The organism is Streptomyces sp. NPDC002520 (assembly GCF_053595235.1).
On record NZ_JBSFXG010000008.1, the window covers coordinates 54,866 to 72,110 of the forward strand.

The 17,245-nt window shown below is 72.1% G+C and carries 14 protein-coding genes; 4 read left to right on the plus strand and 10 right to left on the minus strand.

Features of this window, described 5'->3' with window-relative positions:
* Window positions 1–12: 12 nt before the first annotated feature.
* Window positions 13–1,182, minus strand: coding sequence for a lactate 2-monooxygenase (locus tag ACWD5D_RS14030; RefSeq protein ID WP_451372920.1), 1,170 nt, complete (start codon window positions 1,180–1,182; stop codon window positions 13–15).
* A gap of 113 nt (window positions 1,183–1,295) precedes the next feature.
* Window positions 1,296–1,877 carry a hypothetical protein gene (locus ACWD5D_RS14035; RefSeq protein WP_451372921.1) on the minus strand — a complete coding sequence of 194 codons (582 nt, stop codon included), beginning with the start codon at window positions 1,875–1,877 and terminating at the stop codon, window positions 1,296–1,298.
* Window positions 1,878–2,213: 336 nt separating this feature from the next.
* Between ACWD5D_RS14035 and ACWD5D_RS14040 the strand changes: the two genes are divergently transcribed.
* Window positions 2,214–2,648 carry a subtilase-type protease inhibitor gene (locus ACWD5D_RS14040; RefSeq protein ID WP_451372922.1) on the plus strand — a complete coding sequence of 145 codons (435 nt, stop codon included), beginning with the start codon at window positions 2,214–2,216 and terminating at the stop codon, window positions 2,646–2,648.
* A 271-nt stretch (window positions 2,649–2,919) separates the two neighbouring features.
* Here the strand turns inward: ACWD5D_RS14040 and ACWD5D_RS14045 are convergent, their stop codons facing one another.
* Together ACWD5D_RS14045 and ACWD5D_RS14050 are read right to left on the minus strand one after the other, a co-directional pair.
* Entirely contained in the window at window positions 2,920–3,435 is a 516-nt protein-coding gene (locus ACWD5D_RS14045; RefSeq protein ID WP_451372923.1) for a methyltransferase family protein, read from the minus strand.
* A gap of 100 nt (window positions 3,436–3,535) precedes the next feature.
* On the minus strand, window positions 3,536–5,047 hold the full coding sequence (locus ACWD5D_RS14050; RefSeq protein ID WP_451372924.1) for an MFS transporter: 1,512 nt from the start codon (window positions 5,045–5,047) through the stop codon (window positions 3,536–3,538).
* Between the two features lie 169 nt (window positions 5,048–5,216).
* On the opposite strand from ACWD5D_RS14050, the gene ACWD5D_RS14055 reads away from it, so the two are divergent.
* Both ACWD5D_RS14055 and ACWD5D_RS14060 read left to right on the plus strand, forming a co-directional pair.
* On the plus strand, window positions 5,217–5,612 hold the full coding sequence (locus ACWD5D_RS14055) for an ArsR/SmtB family transcription factor (RefSeq protein ID WP_451372925.1): 396 nt from the start codon (window positions 5,217–5,219) through the stop codon (window positions 5,610–5,612).
* Between the two features lie 29 nt (window positions 5,613–5,641).
* Complete coding sequence (locus tag ACWD5D_RS14060) at window positions 5,642–6,169, plus strand: SRPBCC family protein (protein WP_451372926.1); 528 nt, start codon at window positions 5,642–5,644, stop codon at window positions 6,167–6,169.
* Between the two features lie 28 nt (window positions 6,170–6,197).
* Here ACWD5D_RS14060 and ACWD5D_RS14065 read toward each other — a convergent pair whose 3' ends face one another.
* The 5 genes from ACWD5D_RS14065 to ACWD5D_RS14085 form a co-directional block, all read right to left on the minus strand.
* Window positions 6,198–9,023 carry an NHLP bacteriocin export ABC transporter permease/ATPase subunit gene (locus tag ACWD5D_RS14065; RefSeq protein ID WP_451372927.1) on the minus strand — a complete coding sequence of 942 codons (2,826 nt, stop codon included), beginning with the start codon at window positions 9,021–9,023 and terminating at the stop codon, window positions 6,198–6,200.
* A 1-nt stretch (window position 9,024) separates the two neighbouring features.
* Complete coding sequence (locus tag ACWD5D_RS14070) at window positions 9,025–11,142, minus strand: NHLP family bacteriocin export ABC transporter peptidase/permease/ATPase subunit (protein ID WP_451373092.1); 2,118 nt, start codon at window positions 11,140–11,142, stop codon at window positions 9,025–9,027.
* Window positions 11,143–11,255: 113 nt separating this feature from the next.
* The gene (locus ACWD5D_RS14075; RefSeq protein WP_451372928.1) at window positions 11,256–12,062 is read right to left on the minus strand and encodes an HlyD family efflux transporter periplasmic adaptor subunit; all 807 of its coding nucleotides are present in this window, start codon (window positions 12,060–12,062) and stop codon (window positions 11,256–11,258) included.
* Between the two features lie 106 nt (window positions 12,063–12,168).
* Window positions 12,169–12,384: a type A2 lantipeptide gene (locus ACWD5D_RS14080; RefSeq protein ID WP_451372929.1), complete on the minus strand. Its 216-nt coding sequence runs from the start codon at window positions 12,382–12,384 to the stop codon at window positions 12,169–12,171.
* Window positions 12,385–12,835: 451 nt separating this feature from the next.
* The gene (locus ACWD5D_RS14085) at window positions 12,836–13,249 is read right to left on the minus strand and encodes a PaaI family thioesterase (protein ID WP_451372930.1); all 414 of its coding nucleotides are present in this window, start codon (window positions 13,247–13,249) and stop codon (window positions 12,836–12,838) included.
* 195 nt (window positions 13,250–13,444) lie between these two features.
* Between ACWD5D_RS14085 and ACWD5D_RS14090 the strand changes: the two genes are divergently transcribed.
* Complete coding sequence (locus ACWD5D_RS14090; protein WP_451373093.1) at window positions 13,445–14,758, plus strand: S1 family peptidase; 1,314 nt, start codon at window positions 13,445–13,447, stop codon at window positions 14,756–14,758.
* A 130-nt stretch (window positions 14,759–14,888) separates the two neighbouring features.
* Here ACWD5D_RS14090 and ACWD5D_RS14095 read toward each other — a convergent pair whose 3' ends face one another.
* Window positions 14,889–16,964 carry a SpoIIE family protein phosphatase gene (locus ACWD5D_RS14095; RefSeq protein WP_451373094.1) on the minus strand — a complete coding sequence of 692 codons (2,076 nt, stop codon included), beginning with the start codon at window positions 16,962–16,964 and terminating at the stop codon, window positions 14,889–14,891.
* Between the last annotated feature and the right edge of the window lie 281 nt (window positions 16,965–17,245).

Below are 17,245 nucleotides of genomic sequence, written 5' to 3' on the forward strand. Positions count from 1 at the left end.
AGGTGCCCCGTCCTATACGGGCATCTCGACGACGTCGTCCGCCGTCACCGTCGCCGCAGTCGCGTGGCCGGACAGCGCGAGGGTGAGGTCGAACTCGGCGAGCAAGCAGCGGATGACGTGGTCGACGCCCGCCTGTCCGTCGAGTCCGAGGCCGTACACGTACGGGCGTCCGAGCAGGACCGCCCGCGCGCCGAGGGCCAGGGCCTTGAAGACGTCGTCGCCGGTGCGGATGCCGCTGTCGAAGAGCACGGCGAGCCGGTCGCCGACCGCCTCCGCGACCCGGGGCAGCGCGTCGGCCGCCGCGACGGAACCGGCCACCTGGCGGCCGCCGTGGTTGGAGACCACGACCCCGTCCATCCCCGCCTCGGCGGCCAGCCGGGCGTCGTCGGGGTGCAGCACGCCCTTGAGGACGATCGGGCCGTCCCAGTGCTCACGCAGGAACGACAGGTCCGGCCAGGTGTGGCTCGCGTCCCCGAACAGGCCGAGGAAGTGCATCACCGCCGCGTTGGGGTCCTCGTGCACCGGCTTGGCGAGGCCCGCCCGGAAGGCCGGGTCGGTGAAGTAGTTGGCGGTGCCCACCCCGTGCAGGAACGGCAGGTACGCCTGGTCCAGGTCACGCGGACGCCACGCCAGCAACGGGGTGTCCAGAGTGACGAACAGCGCGGTGAAGCCGGCCGCCCCGGCGCGGTCGAGGAAACTCCGCGTCACCTCACGGTCCTTGCCCCAGTACAGCTGGAACCACCGCTCGCCCTCACCCATCGCCTCGGCCACCTGCTCCATCGGCGTGCTGGACGCCGAGGACAGGATGTACGGCACCCCCTGCGCCGCGGCGGCCCGGGCGGCGGCGAGTTCGGCGTCGGGATGCACGATGGACAACACGCCCACCGGGGCCAGGGCGAGCGGCGCCGGCAGGGCGCGGCCGAGCACCCGCACCGAAAGGTCGCGCTCCTGGACGTCCTTGAGCATGCGCGGCAGGATCCGGCGCCGGTCGAGAGCAGCCCGGTTGGCGCGCGCCGTGCTGCCCGCGCCCGCACTGCCCGACACGTAGCCCACCGGGCCGGGGCCGAGCCGGTGTTCGGCCAGCTCCTCCAGCCGGGTCAGATCCGTGGGCAGCCGGGGCACGGCACCCGTCAGCCCGTTCAGATAGATCTCGTACTGGAAGTCCGCCCAGTGCCTGGCCATCCGGCCCTCCCGCCGTCCGTCCCTGAGGTGCGCTGCGGGCCGACGATACGGGCAGGTGGCCGGGGCTGTGCAGCCCCCGTCGATCACGGCCGGCATTCAGGCCGGAGGATGTGTCACCCCCGTTCGCCGTCGCCGTCGCCGTCACCGTCACCGTCGGAGGATTCGCCCACCTCCTCGCCGTCCGGTCCCTGCGCCCGTACCCGCTGGACGTGTTCGAGGGACTCGCGCAGTTCGGCGAGCCAGTCGTCGGTGTGGCGCTGGACCAGTCGCACGCACCAGGCGAGCGCGTCACTGCGGCTGCGCGCGACGCCCCCGGCGATGAGGGTGTCCAGGACCTGCCGCTCGGGCTGCCGCAGCCGGGTCATCACCGGCGCCGCGACATGCGTGAACAGGGCGCGTTCGGCGCCGCACACCACGCCCCAGGAGACCTTCCGGCGGAAGCGGTGCTCGGCCTCGCGGGCCACCTCCATCCGGGCCTCGCGGGTGCGCTCCCGGAACTCCTGGATGCGTGCGCGCAGGGCGGCCTCCCGCTCGGCGTCCGAGGCGTCCTCGGCGAGCCGGGGTTCGGGGATGCGGCCGATCACCGTGATCTCCTCGCGGTCGGGGGTCACCTCGACCAGTTCCTCGAAGAGATCGTCGGGCAGCCGGCCGGCGAACCAGCCGCGCAGCTTCCCTTTCTGCTCTGACGTAATCATGTAATGAGGATTACTCGCGTGCCCTCATGAACGCAAGGAGTCGTGGAGGGGTCGTGAAGAGGTTCGCCAGGAGCGGAGCCGGAATGTTTCAGGCCTATTAACCAGCAGGTGATTTCCGGCCAACTGGCCGCTTCCCGCGATCAAGAACCGCTCAGTTGTGCGGTCGACACGCCTGGACTCCGTGACTTCACGCCACTGATTCAATACGCAAGGTTACTGAAACCCGTGGGTGCGATGTGTGTTTCGAGGCCGGACTCGGCAGAGTGACGCTCGCCGCTCCGGACACGACCTGACCGGAGCGAGCGCCCCGTTTCCTCGAGCGGAAGGATGCACACCATGCGGACCACCGCGCGCTGGGCAGCGACCCTCGGCCTCACGGCCGCCGCCGTCTGCGGACCCCTGACCGGGGCCGCCGTCGCCGTGCCGGACGCCGTCGCGCCGTCGCTCTACGCCCCCTCGGCGCTGGTGCTCACCACCGGCCACGGCGCCGACGCGGCCACCGCGACCCCGGAGCGCGCCGTCACCCTGAACTGCGCCCCGACGGCCTCCGGCACCCACCCGGCCGCGGCCCTGGCCTGCGCCGAACTGCGCGGCGTCGGTGGCGACTTCGGATCCCTCAAGACGCGCGACGACGTCTGGTGCACCAAGCTGTACGACCCCGTCGTCGTCACCGTCCAGGGCGTCTGGCAGGGCCAACGCGTCTCGTACGAGCACACCTTCGGCAACACGTGCGTGAAGGACGCGCTGAACAGCAGCGTTTTCGCGTTCTAGGACCGGGATCGCACGGTCCCCGTGACGCCGGATCAGGTTCGCAACTGGGGAGTGCGGCCCCTGGGGCGGGGAACCAGCGATCTCGCACCGGGGCCGGCGGGCGGAGTGGGGCCTCCCGCCGGCTCCCGGTGACACAGCCGCTCCCCGGACAGGCCCGTGGGGGGCCTTCCGGGGAGCGGCGAGAAACAACCCGTTCACAACGGGATCGGCAATCGGCCCGGTGCCGGAAGGGCAGCCGGTTTCCACCGGGCTCCCGCCCCCTCGCCGTACATCACTCGTCGGGGCGTTCCCCGGTGTCGTGCCACGGGGTGCGCCGGGGCCACCAGGCCGGCACCGACCGCCGGTAGCGCTCGTAGTCGGCGCCGAACCGGCGCGCCAGTCCGGGCTCCTCGTACCAGCGCACGAACACCCAGGCCGGCACCCAGACGCCGACCGCGTAGGCGAACAGCACCGGGCGCGCGAGCAGCAGGCCCTGCCCGGTCAGTACGGCGACGACCGCGATGTAGATCGGATTGCGCACGTGGCGATACGGGCCGCCGACCACCAGCCGGGTGGGAGGGGCGACGGGGGACGGGGTGCCGAGGCCCTCGAGAGCGAAGCGCCGGTAGGCGTCCAGAAGGACCGCCGTGCCGGCCGCGAGGGGCACCAGGCCGCACAGCCGAAGGGCCGGCCACCAGTGGCCGGCCCGCCAGCCGCCGGTCAGCCACCAGGGCACGAGCACGGTCGCGCTGCCCGCGGCCACGACGAGGAACAGTGCGGTGCCCAGCGCCGCCGACGCCTTGCGCATACCCACACCATGACACCGAGGAGGGGCCGCCGTCTCCCTGCTGACGGCGGCCCCTCGGACCGGACGGCTCCGCTGCGGCTCGGCGGAGCGGAGGCGGTTGTCACATGTGCACGACCGGGGCTCCCTCGGGGTTCTGCTCCGGCAGGCCGCGCCGGTAGAGCAGGAACGCGATGATCGTGCCCGCGGCGAAGAGGGCGGCCGACCACCAGAAGGCGGTGGTGTAGCTCTCGATCGTCGCCTGCGCCTGGGCCGCCTTGTCGGCCGGGTTGTGGTCCGACAGGTAGTCGGTGGCGGCGCTCGCGGCGAGCGTGTTCAAGAGGGCCGTGCCGATCGAACCGCCCACCTGCTGCATGGCGTTGACGGTCGCCGAGGCGACACCCGCGTCCTCGGCCGCGACTCCGCCGGTGGCCAGCTGCATGGCGGGCGGCATGACCAGGCCGAGGCCGACACCGATCACGATCAGCTGCGGCAGCACCGCGGTGGCGTAGTCCGAGCCGAGGCCGATGCCGGTCAGCCAGGCCATGCCGGCCGTGGCGATCGCGAAGCCCAGCGGTATGACCGCCTTGGGGCCCATCCGCGGGATCAGCACCGTGGTGCCGACCTGTGCGGTGACCATCAGCGCGCCGACCATCGGCAGGAACGCCACACCCGTCTTCGTCGGGCTGAAGCCGAGGTTGAGCTGGAGGTAGTAGGTCAGGAAGAGGAACACGCCGAACATGCCCGCGCCGGTGATGAGCACCGCGACGAAGGAGGCGCCGCGGTCGCGGTCGAGCAGGATGCGCAGCGGCAGCAGCGGGTGCGTGGCCCGGGTCTGCCACCAGGTGAAGGCTGCCAGCAGTACACCGCCCGCGATCAGGAATCCCCAGGTCAGCGGCGAACCCCAGTCGTGGGTCTCGGCGTTGGAGAAGCCGTACACCAGGGAGAAGAGACCCGCGGCGACCAGGACCGTGCCCGGCACGTCGAGCTTGGCGTTCGCCGCGTCGCGGTGGTTGCCCAGCAGGACCCAGCCGCCGATGAAGGCGACGACCGCGATGGCCACGTTCACGTAGAGGGTCCAGCGCCAGTCGAGTGCGTCCGTCAGCACACCGCCGAGCAGCAGACCCACCGCGCCGCCGGCACCGGCGATGGCGCCGTAGACGCTGAACGCGCGGGCCCGTTCGCGGGGGTTGGTGAAGGTGGTGTTCAGCAGCGACAGCGCGGCGGGTGCGAGCAGTGCGCCGAAGGCACCCTGCAGGGCGCGCGCGGTGACGAGCATGGTGAAGCCGTTCGCGGCACCGCCGAGGGCGGAGGCCGCGGCGAAGCCGACGACGCCGACGAGAAAGGCGGGCTTGCGGCCGAACAGGTCGGCGATGCGTCCGCCGAGCAGCAGCAGAGAGGCGAAGGCCAGCGCGTACGCGGTCACGATCCACTGCCGGTTGCCGTCGGAGAAGCCGAGGTCGGCCTGGGCGGAGGGCAGGGCGATGTTCACGATCGTGGCGTCGAGCACGACCATCAGCTGGGCGACGGCGATGATCGCGAGGATCCACCACCGTCGAGGTGAGGCGTCGACCGGGGCCGCCGCCTGCGCCGGGGCCCCCGAGCGGGGGCCGTCGGCCAGGGTCTTCTGGGACATCGGGAACTCCAGGGAAGTCGTCCGCAGGTCAAGAGCGCGAACAGTTCGTAAACGAAACTGTTTCGTACTCATGGAGAGTAGACCACCTTCTGCGAAACGACAACGTTTCGCTAGGTGGCCCTCATTTATTCCTTGACTGGCATATAACTGTCGTGGCATATTGCCTGCAATGTTCGACACCGCCGCACTCTGGACCGCCCTCGCCGATCCCCACCGGCGGGCCATCGTCGCCCTGCTCCTGGAGCGGCCCCGGCCCGTGGGGGAGATCGTGGAGGCGTGCGGACTGAGCCAGCCGAGCACGTCCAAGCATCTGAAGGTGCTGCGGGAGGCCGGTCTGGTACGGGTCACGCAGGACGCGCAGCGCCGCGTCTACGCCCTCGACCCGGCCCCGATCGCCGCCCTGGACGCCTGGCTGGCGCCGTACCGCAGGCTGTGGAACAGCAGCCTCGACGCCCTGGGCCGCCGCCTCGACGAGCCGGCCGCCGAGGGCGACCCCGCCGAGCGGGCGGACGGCGCCGCGCACGCCGCGCACCCCGACGTCGCGGCGACGTCGGACGACACCTGAACCCCCCCACCGCGAAGGATCCACGCACCATGTCCGTCGACCTCACCGGCACCTATCTGACCCTGGGCGACGGCCGCCCGGCCGTCCGGTTCACCCGCACCTACGACCACCCGGTCGACCGCGTCTGGCACTTCGCGACCGACCCCGACGAACTCGCCGGATGGTTCCCGTTCCGCGCCGAGATGGAACTGCGGCCCGGCGGCACCATCCGCTTCAGCGGCGACCCCGGCACCCCGGAGTTCACCGGCACGGTGCTCGCCGTCGACCCGCCCCGGCACCTGTCCTTCGAGTGGGGCGGGGACGAACTCCACTTCGACCTCGAAGAGGCCGGCGACGGCCGCACCCGGTTCACCCTGACCAACGTCCTCCTGGCGGAGAACACCGCCGCCCGCAACGGCGCCGGCTGGGAGGTCTGCCTGGCCGCCCTGGACGCCAAGGCGCGCGGCGAGCGCTTCGAGGGGCCGCACGCCAGAATGAGCGCGCCCTGGAGGGAGTTCTACGACGGTTATGTCGGGGCCGGTGTTCCCTCGGGCGCGCCGGTACCGGGCATGGACTGAGCGGCGACGGTCCCGGGCGTGCCCGGCCTCAGGCCATCTGCCGGCGCACCAGCTCGTGCAGCCGCCCCCCGGTGTCGGCGAGCAGCTCGGCGGGCGAGCCCTGCTGGATGACCTTGCCTTCGTCCATCACGATCACCCGGTCCGCGTCCAGCACCGTCGACAGGCGGTGGGCGATGACGATCCGGGTGGCGTTCAGCTTGCGGGTGCTCTCGATGACCGTGCGCTGGGTGTCGTTGTCCAGCGCGCTGGTCGCCTCGTCGAAGAACAGGATCCGCGGCCGCCGGATCAGCGCCTGCGCGATCATCAGGCGCTGTCGCTGCCCGCCGGAGATCGCGCCGTTGCCCGCGACGATGGTGTGCAGGCCCATCGGCATCCGCTTGATGTCCTCGGCGAGGCCCGCCAGTTCGGCCGCGGCCATCGCCTCCTCCGGTGTGTACGGCTCCGCACCGCAGATGACGTCCAGGATCGACCCGGTGAACGGCTGCGCGTGCTGGAGCACCACCCCGCACTGGCGGCGCACCGCCGACTGGTCGAGGGCGGCCAGATCCTGGCCGTCGTACAGGACGCTGCCCGAGACGGGCTTGTCGAAGCCGATGAGCAGGCGCAGCAGTGTGGACTTGCCGCAGCCGCTCGGGCCGACGACCGCCACGAACTCGCCCGGCCGGATCGCGAAGGACACGTCGTCCAGGACCAGGGGCCCGTCGTCGGAGTACCGGAAGGACAGGCGCCGGGCCTCCATCGCGCCCGATAGCGGACCCGGGCGGGTGCTGGCCGTGCGCACCTCGGGGGTCGCCTCCAGGACCGGCTTGATCTCCTCGAACAGCGGCAGCGCCGCCACGGCCGAGACGAATGAGCCGGTGAGCTGGGTGACCGCGGTCAGCACCATCGTCACCGCGGTGTTGAAGGTGAGGAAGGCCGCCGCCGACATCGCGCCCCTCGCGGGCCCGGCCAGCAGCATGAACATCAGCAGCGTGCACACCGGCAGGTAGACCGCGCCGAGGACCGAGGTGAGGTTCTTGATCCGGCCGACCTTCTGCTGGAGTTCACGGCTGCGCGCGAACTCCTTGGCCCAGGCGGCGTACGCGTAGTTCTCCGCCGCCGCCACCCGCAGCTTGGGCAGGCCCCGCAGGGTCTGGAAGGCCTGGTTGTTCAGCTTGTTGCCGAGCACCACGAGCTTGCGCTGCCAGCGCACCTGCCACAGCCCGAGCCCCAGGAAGACGCCGGCGATGACGACCAGCATCCCGATCGCCGCGAGCGCCATCGGCACGCTGTACCACAGCAGCAGACCGACGTTCATCGCGCCGATCGTCACGGACTGGGCGACCACCGGGCCGACGCCCGCCAGGAGCCGGCGGATCGCGCTGATGCCCATGGCGGCACTGGCCAGTTCACCGGTCGAGCGCTGGGTGAAGAACCGGGTGGGCAGGCGCAGCAGCCGGTCCCAGACGGCCGGCTGGAGCGCCGCCTCGATACGGCCCTCCAGCCGCAGGATGGTCAGGTTCTCCAGCAACGTGAACACCGCCGACACCACGCCGCTGATCATCACCGCCAGACAGACCTGGACGATCAGACCGGTCTGCGCCTTCGGCACGTACTCGCCGAGCACCTTGCCCGTGGCGATCGGCACCAGCGCGCCGATCACCACCGTCACCAGGCCGGCGAGCATCAGGTTGACCAGGTCGCCCCGGGTTCCGCGCAGGCTGAACCGCAGCAGCCCGAACGGGGTCAGCCGGCGCTCGGGCAGCGGCCGGTAGAACATCACCGCGCGTGGCTCGAACTCCTCCGCGTTCGCCTTCTCGATCGGCGTCTCGCGTCCGGTGCCCGGGTGCACGGCCACATAGCCGCCGCGCCGCCACAGCAGCGCCACCGGCGCCCCGGACAGCGCCCGGTGCCCGACCAGCGGGCCCACGTTCTCCCGCCACCAGTGCCCGTCCAGCCGTACCGCACGGGTGCGCACTCGCGAGGCCAGCGCCACCCGCTCCACCGGATCGAGCCGCTCGCTCTCGGTGCCGCTCTGCGCGGGCTCGGCGAGGGTGATCCCGGCCGCCTCGGCGACCAGCTTGCACACCGCGTACCCGGCATCGGCGTCGGCGGCCGTCGTCCGGCGGGACGAGCGCTTGCCGATGGAGGCCAGCAGCGTCTGGTCGGCCTGGGCGCGGACCGCCTCACCGGCCTTGATACCGGCGGCCGTACGGGTCTCGTGGGTGCGTTCCAGCTGCTCGATCCAGCGGTCCAGCGCGGTCAGCAGCCGGTACTCCTGGTCGACCATGCTCTGCCACAGCGCCGGGTCCATCAGCAGGTCGGCCGCCGCCTCCGCGCCGTACAGCGAGCCGTACTGCACGCTGCCCGGCGGCACCTGCATCCAGAACACGTCGTCATCCGTGGGCGCGGTGGTCCGGTCCTCGGCCATCGGCGCCTGGAACAGCACGGAAAGGCCGCGGCCGACGCCCAGCGCGAGGGCGTACTCCAGCGGGCTCGTCGTGGGCGGCACGTACTGCGGGTTGCCGTACTCGTCGTACGACCAGGTCTGCGTGTCGGCCGCCTGGTACAACTCGCGCAGGCTGATGCGGTGCACGACGCAGTCCCGGACCGGGCGGGCCACCAGGGTGTGCTGAGGGCCCGCGACGGGGCCGAGCAGCAGCGCGCCCGCCTCCAGCCGTCCGAGGTGGTGCCAGTGGCCCTGCTGGGCGGCGTCCACCGCGAACAGGTCCAGCGCGCCGGCCGCGACGAGCCACAGCACCTGCGGACCCTCCAGGTCCAGCCGGTTGAAGCCGGCGCAGTCGACCCGGGTGCCCAGCGCGCCGAGGGCGCCGAGGACGAGGTCGCCTTCGTACCCCTCCTGAACAGTCGTCATCTCACCGCTCCCTGACCAGCGCCGCGTAGGCGCCGCCGTGCGCCACCAGCTCCTCGTGCCGCCCGCGCTCCACGACCGTGCCGTGCTGGAGCACGACGATCTCGTCGCTGTCGCGGACGGTGCTCAGCCGGTGGGCGATCACCACGCAGGCGCAGCCGCGCCGGCGCAGGTTGTCCATCACGACCAGCTCGGTCTCCGCGTCCAGCGCGCTGGTCACCTCGTCCAGGACGAGGATGCTGGGCCGGCGCACCAGCGCCCGCGCGATCTCCAGACGCTGGCGCTGACCGCCGGAGAAGTTCCGGCCGTCCTGCTCGACCTTGCTGCGGATGCCGCCGGGCCGGCGCATCACCACGTCGTACAGCGCCGCGTCCCGCAGGGCCTCGACCACCGCTTCGTCGGGGATCGACGGGTCCCACAGGGCCACGTTGTCGCGCACCGAGCCCTCGAAGAGGAACACGTCCTGGTCGACGAAGGAGACGGAGGCGGCGAGCGCGCCGCGCGGGATGTCGTCCAGACGGCGGCCGTCGATGCGGATCACACCGTCCCACGGCGTGTACAGACCCGAGATGAGCCGGGACACCGTGGACTTGCCGCTGCCCGAGCCGCCCACCAGGGCCACCTGCTGTCCGGGCCCGACGGTCAGGTCGAACCCGGTCAGCAGCGGCTTGTCCAGCGGGCTGTAGCCGAAGGTGATGTTCTCCAGCTCGACGTGCCCGTGCAGCCGGCGCGTGGAGTCGCCCCGGCCGGCGCGGGCGTAGAGCGGGTCGGCCTGGAAGTTCTCCACGTCCTTGAGCCGGGCCACGTCGGCCGCGAAGTCCTGGATGCGGCCCGCCACGCCGTTGAGCCGGGTCAGCGGGGCGGTGAAGCGGGTGACCAGAGCCTGGAAGGCGACCAGCAGACCCACCGAGATGTGCCCCTCGACGGCCCGCATGCCGCCGATCCACAGGATCAGCGCGCTGTTGAACGTGGCCAGTGCCGGTGCTACCACGCCCAGCCAGGCGCTCGGCACCCCGAGCCGCTGCTGCTCCTCCAGCGTGGTGGCGTGCTGCCCGGCCCACTTGCGGAAGTAGCCGTCCTCGCCGCCGGTCGCCTTCATCGTCTCGATGAGCTGAAGACCGGTGTACGAGGTGTTGGTCAGCCGCGCTGTGTCCGCGCGCAGCTTCGCCGTACGGGTCGCGCGCAGCCGGATGACCAGCCGCATGGCCACCACGTTCAGCAGGGCCACGCCGATGCCGAGGAACGTCAGCTGCGGGTCGTAGGTGTACAGCAGCACCGCGTACAGCACGACCACGATCGCGTCCACGCCCGCCGCCGCGAGGTCGCGGGCCAGGGTCTCGGCGACCTGGTCGTTGGACTGGAGCCGCTGCACCAGGTCGGCGGGGGAGCGCTGGGAGAAGAAGGTCACCGGCAGCCGCAGCAGATGGCGCAGGAAGCGGGCGCTGGAGAGGGTGGAGGAGATGATCCGGCCGTGCAGCAGGTTGGCCTGCTGGAGCCAGGTCAGCACCAGGGTGAGCAGCACACAGGTGGCCATCGAGGCGAACAGCACGCCGAGCAGCGAGGTCTGGCCGCCGATGAGGAACATGTCGATGTAGGTGCGGCTGAGCGCGGGCAGCGCGGCGCCCACCAGCACCAGCAGCAGGCTGGCGAGGATCGCGGCGGGCAGGGTGCCCGCGGTGCCGCGCAGCCGGGCCGGCATCGCGCCGAGCACGCCCGCCTTGCGCCCGCCCTTGGTGAACCCGTCGCCCGGCTCCAGCACCAGCACGACACCGGTGAAGCTGCCGTCGAACTCCTCCATGGGCACGAACCGGCGGCCCTTGGCGGGGTCGTTGATGTACACCCCGCGCCGGCCGAAGCGGCGGCCCATGCCGTCGAAGACGACGTAGTGGTTGAACTCCCAGAAGAGAATGGCCGGTGCCTGCACCTCGGCGAGGGCGGCCAGGTCCATCTGCATGCCCTTGGCGGTCAGCCCGTAGCCGCGGGCCGCCTTGAGCAGGTTGCTCGCGCGCGAGCCGTCGCGGGAGACACCGCAGGCGATGCGCAGTTCCTCCAGCGGCACGTGCCGGCCGTAGTGGCCGAGCACCATCGAGAGGGAGGCGGCGCCGCATTCGACGGCCTCCATCTGGAGCACCGTGGGGGTGCGGGTCGTGCCGCTGCGGGGCTTGGGGACGGGGCGCCGGGCGGGGGCGGCGCGTCTGCGGCCCCGGGTCTCCTGGGCGCCCCCGGTCGAGATGGTCACGGGAGCAGCCAATCGATGGGACGCTGGTCGGCCAGCCGGATCGACCCGCCGGCCAGGGTCATGGAGTCGAGCGTGAACGGCGGTCCGTCGGTGGACGACCAGCGATAGCCGCTCTTCGTCGCGGACGACTCGTCCAGCGCGACCAGGACGGCGACCGGCCTGCCCTTGCCCGTGAACTGCTCGCCGAGCTGGCTGTCGCCGAGGAACGCGGCGATCGACTGGGCGGACTGGGCGGTGCGGTCCACCGACTTCACATGCCCGCGCAGCACGCCGTACTTCTGTGTCGGTACGGAGGACACGGTCAGGTCCACCGAGGCGTTCGCCGGGATGGCGGCGGCGTTCTCGGCGGGGACGTAGACGGTCGCGTACAGCGGGTCCGAGGCGTGGGCGACCTTCTCCACGGCGGCGACGTTCGCGCCGGTCTGGATGATCTGCCCGATCGTGGCGGCGAGCGCGGTGACGCGGCCCGCGGCGACCGTACGGATCACCTGATCGCCCCCCGCCGTCCGCACCTTGAGGACGGGGGCGTCGGCGGGGAGCCGGTCGCCCTGCTTGGCGAGCACGGCCGTCACCTGGCCGGCCACGGGACTCTGCAGCAGATAGCTGCCCTGCCCGTGCGTGAGGATGGCCTGCGCGCTGACCGTGGAGGCGACCGAACCGGTCACCGCCCACACGGACGCGGCCGCCATGACGACGACGGTGACACCCAGCGCGAGCCAGCCCTGCGGGCGTGCCAGACGCACCGGAAGGTCCAGCTCTTCCGGCGACTGGAGCTTGGCGAGGGCCTGTTGGCGGAACTGCACGGAACTTCCCTCACCCGAGGAGAGACATTGCTACGGCGTGTTTCGGACACCCGAGAGCCCCGGAGCCGTCTCGCGGCTCCGGGACTTCGGTGACACCGAGGTGCGATCAGAGACCGGCGACCAGGTTGGTCAGCGGCTGGGTGTTCAGGCCGGTGACACCCTCGACGGTGCTGATGGCCGTGTCCGACAGGCCGGAAAGCGGGGCGATGCCGTTGACGGCGCCGGTCACGGTGTTGAGGCTGTTCACGGACAGACCGCCGGAGACGTTGTCCAGCTCGGCGTCCGAGATCTCGGCGGTCTCAACCTGGGGGGTGGAGTTCATGGTGGAACTTCCCTTCGTATGGATATTTCACAAGGGGGAGCGGCCCCCTCTGGGGACAGATGGTCGGCCGCCACCGTGGGCGCCGAGCGTCCGTGGCACGGAAGCCCGGGGGACCCCGCGGTGCGATGGATCAAAGCACGCGCGTGGCACCCGCTTCCAATCAACCAGCGCTCTCACCAGGCAACTTGACCATCGAAGAATGCCATCCGTGCAGGCGTGGGCACGGCATGTCGGCGACTCCTTCACATGGCTCACCGCTTCGGTACATACCGCCTCTTGCCCGCGGGGTGGCGAATCCGGCACTCCGCGCCAAAGGAGTGCGGCGGGGCGCGCGGTTGTGCAGAACTCCGGGCACCGGTGACCTGCTTGGGTATTCGATGTGCAGATTCCCTGAAGTTGAGATTCCTTTACATGTCCGGGACGCACCGCTGTCGATCAGTCGCCGAACGTGTCAGCCAAGGATCGCGTAGACCGTGCTCGCCCGGGCCGCGAGCGCGCCCGAACCGGCGTCGCTCAACGTGATGTCGGCGAAAGCCGTTCTGCGCCCCAGCTTGGTCAGGACCGCCTCGATCAGGACATCCGCACCGGTGACCGGCCGCTGGAAGGACGTCGACTGCTGCACGGTCGTCATCGGCACGAAGCCGCCCCGCGCGGCCGACACCGCGATCACCGTCGCCGTGTCCGCGGCCGCCATCAGAGCCTGCCCCGACACGCCGCCGCCCTCCCGGGCCAGCCGGTCCGACCAGGGCAGACGCAGGACCGCGCGATCCTTGCCCAGCCCCTCCACCGACAGGCCGAGGTCGAGGACCCAGGGGGCGAAGTTGGCGGAAAGGATCTTGTCGGCCTCGACGGTCGTCATCGTCATGTGGGGGATTGTTCCCGCCGCGACCGCACGACACGCGGAGCATGAGCGGTTCGCCGTGGCAAACGCGGGGCCCGCGAACGGAATTGAACACACCGGGGGACCCGCGCGTACCTACGGCCATCCAGGCGCCCCGTCCCCTGCCGACAGCGGCAGAACTCCGTTCCCAGGAGGTCGAGAAGTTTGAGTCACAAGCGAATGCCCAAGCGCAAGGCCGCGATAGCGGTGGGAGGTGTCGCGGCGCTCGGCGCCGCGGCCCTCCTGCTGCCCAACGCCAACGCGTCCCAGGACGGCGCCTCGGGCGTCGCCGGCACCGCGAAGACCCTGAAGGCCACGGACGCCTCGGACCTCGCCGCGCGGCTGCACCGGACGCTCGGCGACGCCCTCGCCGGGTCCTGGTACGACAGCTCCCGGCAGCAGCTCGTCGTCAACGTGGCCGGCGACGACAACGCGATCGCGCAGGCGCGGAAGGCGGGCGCCGCCGTCCGCCAGGTCGAGAACAGCACCTTTGAACTCAAGGCCGCCGCACGGACGCTGAAGAGCAGGGCGACCATCCCCGGCACCGCCTGGGCGGTCGACCCACGCACCGACAAGGTCGTCGTCACCGCCGACTCCACCGTCACCGGCGCCCGCTGGGACCGGCTCGAGTCGACCGTGCGGAGCCTCGGCTCCGGCATGGCGAACCTGAAGAAGTCCGCCGGCACCTTCAAGACCTTCGCCTCCGGCGGCGACGCCATCTTCTCCCAGGTGCAGGGCGGCACCGTGCGCTGCTCCCTCGGCTTCAACGTGACCGCCTCCGACGGCAGTCCGGCCTTCCTGACGGCCGGACACTGCGGGGTCGCGGCCAAGCAGTGGTCCGACGCGCAGGACGGACAGCCCGTCGCCACCGTCGACCAGGCCACCTTCCCCGGCAACGACTTCTCCCTCGTGAAGTACGACGACCCGAACACCCAGGCGCCCAGTGAGGTCGCCACCGGCAACGGCCAGAGCGTCCGGATCACCGGGGCCGCCGACGCCACCGTCGGCCAGACCGTGTTCCGCATGGGCTCCACCACCGGGCTGCACGACGGCCAGGTGACCGGCCTCGACGCCACCGTCAACTTCCAGAGCGAGACGGACCCGGGCGGTGTCGACACCGTCACCGGGCTCATCCAGACCGACGTGTGCGCCGAGGCCGGCGACAGCGGCGGCTCCCTGTTCACCCAGGACGGCGCCGCGGTCGGCCTCACCTCCGGCGGCAGCGGCGACTGCACCAGCGGCGGCGAGACCTTCTTCCAGCCCGTCACCGCCGCCCTGCAGGCCACCGGCGCCACCCTCGGCGACGGCGGGGCAGGCGGGGCCGGCGCGGCCGGGCAGGGCGCCGGGGACCAGGCGGGCGGTGAGCAGGCCGGCGGTACCGCGGCCCCGTCCGGCGGGCAGAGCGGCACCGGCGAGAACGCGGGCGATGGATCGGGTGCGGCCGGCGGTTCGGGCGCGGGTGACGGCTCGTCGGTGCTGACCGGCACGCGCTGAGCCGTACGCGACTCCCCGCCGGTCCCACGGCGGTTCCGGCCGGCGGGGACGGTCCGGCCCTCCGACGGGAGGGCCGGACCCCGGCGCGTTCGCGGGCGGGGCGGACCGGAACGCGGCGCGTTCGAGCGGCTCAGGCGCCGTCCCGTGCCCGCAGCAACAGCAGGGCCACGTCGTCCGCCCGTTCCCGTGCCGCCGCGCTGTGCAGGAGAAGGGCGTCGGCGAGGTCGCTCAGCGGCTGCGTCCCGTACTCGAAGAGCACCTCGCCGAGTTCGGTGAGCGAGTCCTCGATGTTCACGTGGGAGGACTCCACGAGACCGTCCGTGTAGAGGGCGAGGACGGAGCCGGGGGCGAGGGACACCTCGGTCGTCGGGTACCGGGCCGCCGCGTCGACTCCGAGCAGCGGGCCTCCGGCCAGGTCCAGCACCCGCACCCGCCCGTCCGGGCGCCGGAGCAGGGGCGGCGGATGTCCGGCGCGCGCCATGACGGCCATCCCGCTCGCCGGATCGAGCCGCAGGTACAGGCAGCTGGCGAACAGCTCGGAGCCGAGGTCGATGAGCAGCCGGTTGGTGCTGCGCATCACCTGCTGGGGCGCCTGCCCCACCGTGGTGTACGCCCGCACCCCCGTCCGGATCTGCCCCATCAGGGCCGCCGCCGTCACGTTGTGCCCCTGGACGTCGCCGATCACCGCGGCCGGCAACGGCCGGGCCGGCACCAGGTCGTAGAAGTCGCCGCCGATCTCCATGCCCTGCATGGCCGGCAGATAGCGCGCGGCGGCCTCGATGCCGGGCAGCCGGTCCAGTGAGTGGGGCAGCAGCGACGACTGGAGTGCGTGCGCCAGCCGGCTCTTGGAGTCGTACAGCATGGCCCGTTCCAGGGCCTGCGCGATCAGGCCGGCGAGGCTGGCGAGGACGGCCCGTTCGTCGGTGGTGAAGTCGTGCGGTTCGGCGTAGGCCAGGACGCATGTGCCCACCGGCCGTCCGGACGCGATCAGCGGCAGATACGCCCAGGCCGCGAACCCGGCCGGTGACTCGCGCCGCGTCGGATACAGCCGCTCCAGTTCCTCCCGCGAGCCGAAGAACGCCGGCACCCCGGTGTTCAGGGCCTGCGTGCCCGGGGTGTGCTCGATCAGCGGCATCCCGTCGAACCGCTCCACGAGGTCCGGGTCCGGATAGCCGCGGTGCCCCAGCAGGTGCAGCCGTCCGCCCCGGGTGCCCAGGACCACCAGCGCGTCGCCGCCGACCGCCGGGACGACCTGGTCCGCGACCAGCTGGATCACGTCCCGCACCTCCACCGCCTCGGTCAGCGCCCCGGCCAGGTTCAACAGCTGGGAGAGGGACACCAGCCGTACCGGTGCCGGGTTCGGATCCGGCCTCGGTGCCATCTCCGCCACCGCCCGGATCCGGCTGATGCGCACGCTCAGCCCGGTCGTGCTCGGATACAGCCGGAATGACAGCCAGTCCCCGGGCGGGCGCAGCGCCACGAAGGAGGTCGCCTGCTGGCTGAGCAGCGCGGCCCGGTACCGGTCCTCGTACATCGGGTCGTTCAGCCACGACACCGACACCCAGGGCACCGTGCCGAGCAGATCCGCGACGGGCCGGCCGAGCAGGTCCGCCGCCGCCGCGTTGACGAAGCCGATCCGGCCGTGCAGGTCCAGCGACGCCAGCCCGTACGGCAGCCGGGTCACCAGCCGCAACGCCTCCACGGCCCCCAGCGTGTCCGGCCTGTCGGCCCCCGGCAGCCCCAGCAGGTCGGGTTCGGGTCCGACCGGCTGGTTCGCCGCGGCGGCACGCTCCATCCGCAGGGCCAGCCGTGTGCAGGCCGCCGTCAGTTGCTCGCGTTCGGCGTCGGACAGCTCCGGCGGATGCGCGCCGGGCCAGGTCACGAACACGGCGCCGTACACGGTGCCTTCCGTCGCCACCGGCAGCGCGGCCAGTGCGAACGGATACGGCAGCACCATCGCGATCCGGGGGAAGCGGCGGGCCATCTCCTCCTCGCCGCCCACCCACACCAGCCGGCGCTCGCGCACCGCCTCCGAGACCGGGAGCGGCGCGTTCACCGAGACCCGCTCCCACGGCGCCACGAACGCGCGGGGCATGCCGGCCTTCACCGCCATGTCCATCATCTGAGCGTCGGGCCGCAGCAGATACAGCGCGCCGGAGTGCGCGTGCACGCCCTCCATCATCGAGGCCAGGGCGAGCGAGAGCATCGGCCCGCCGACCGGTGTCCTCGCGGCCGCCGGTGCCTGCGCGGGCGCCGGCTCGTCGGTCAAGCGACCACCTCCTCCTATGGCCGTGTCTCCTGGGCGTACGGGCGTGTGTCCTCCTCGTAGGGCTGTGTCGTCTCCTCGTGCGGCCGTGTCTCCCGTCCCAGGGATCAAGGCTCCCTCCTGCCGCGCCCCCGCGCACGGCGAGCGCCGTCTCGGGGTGTGGGCCGCGGTGCGGTGGTACGGCCGCCGCTCCCGGCGGATTCGGCCCGCCGGGGCCGACA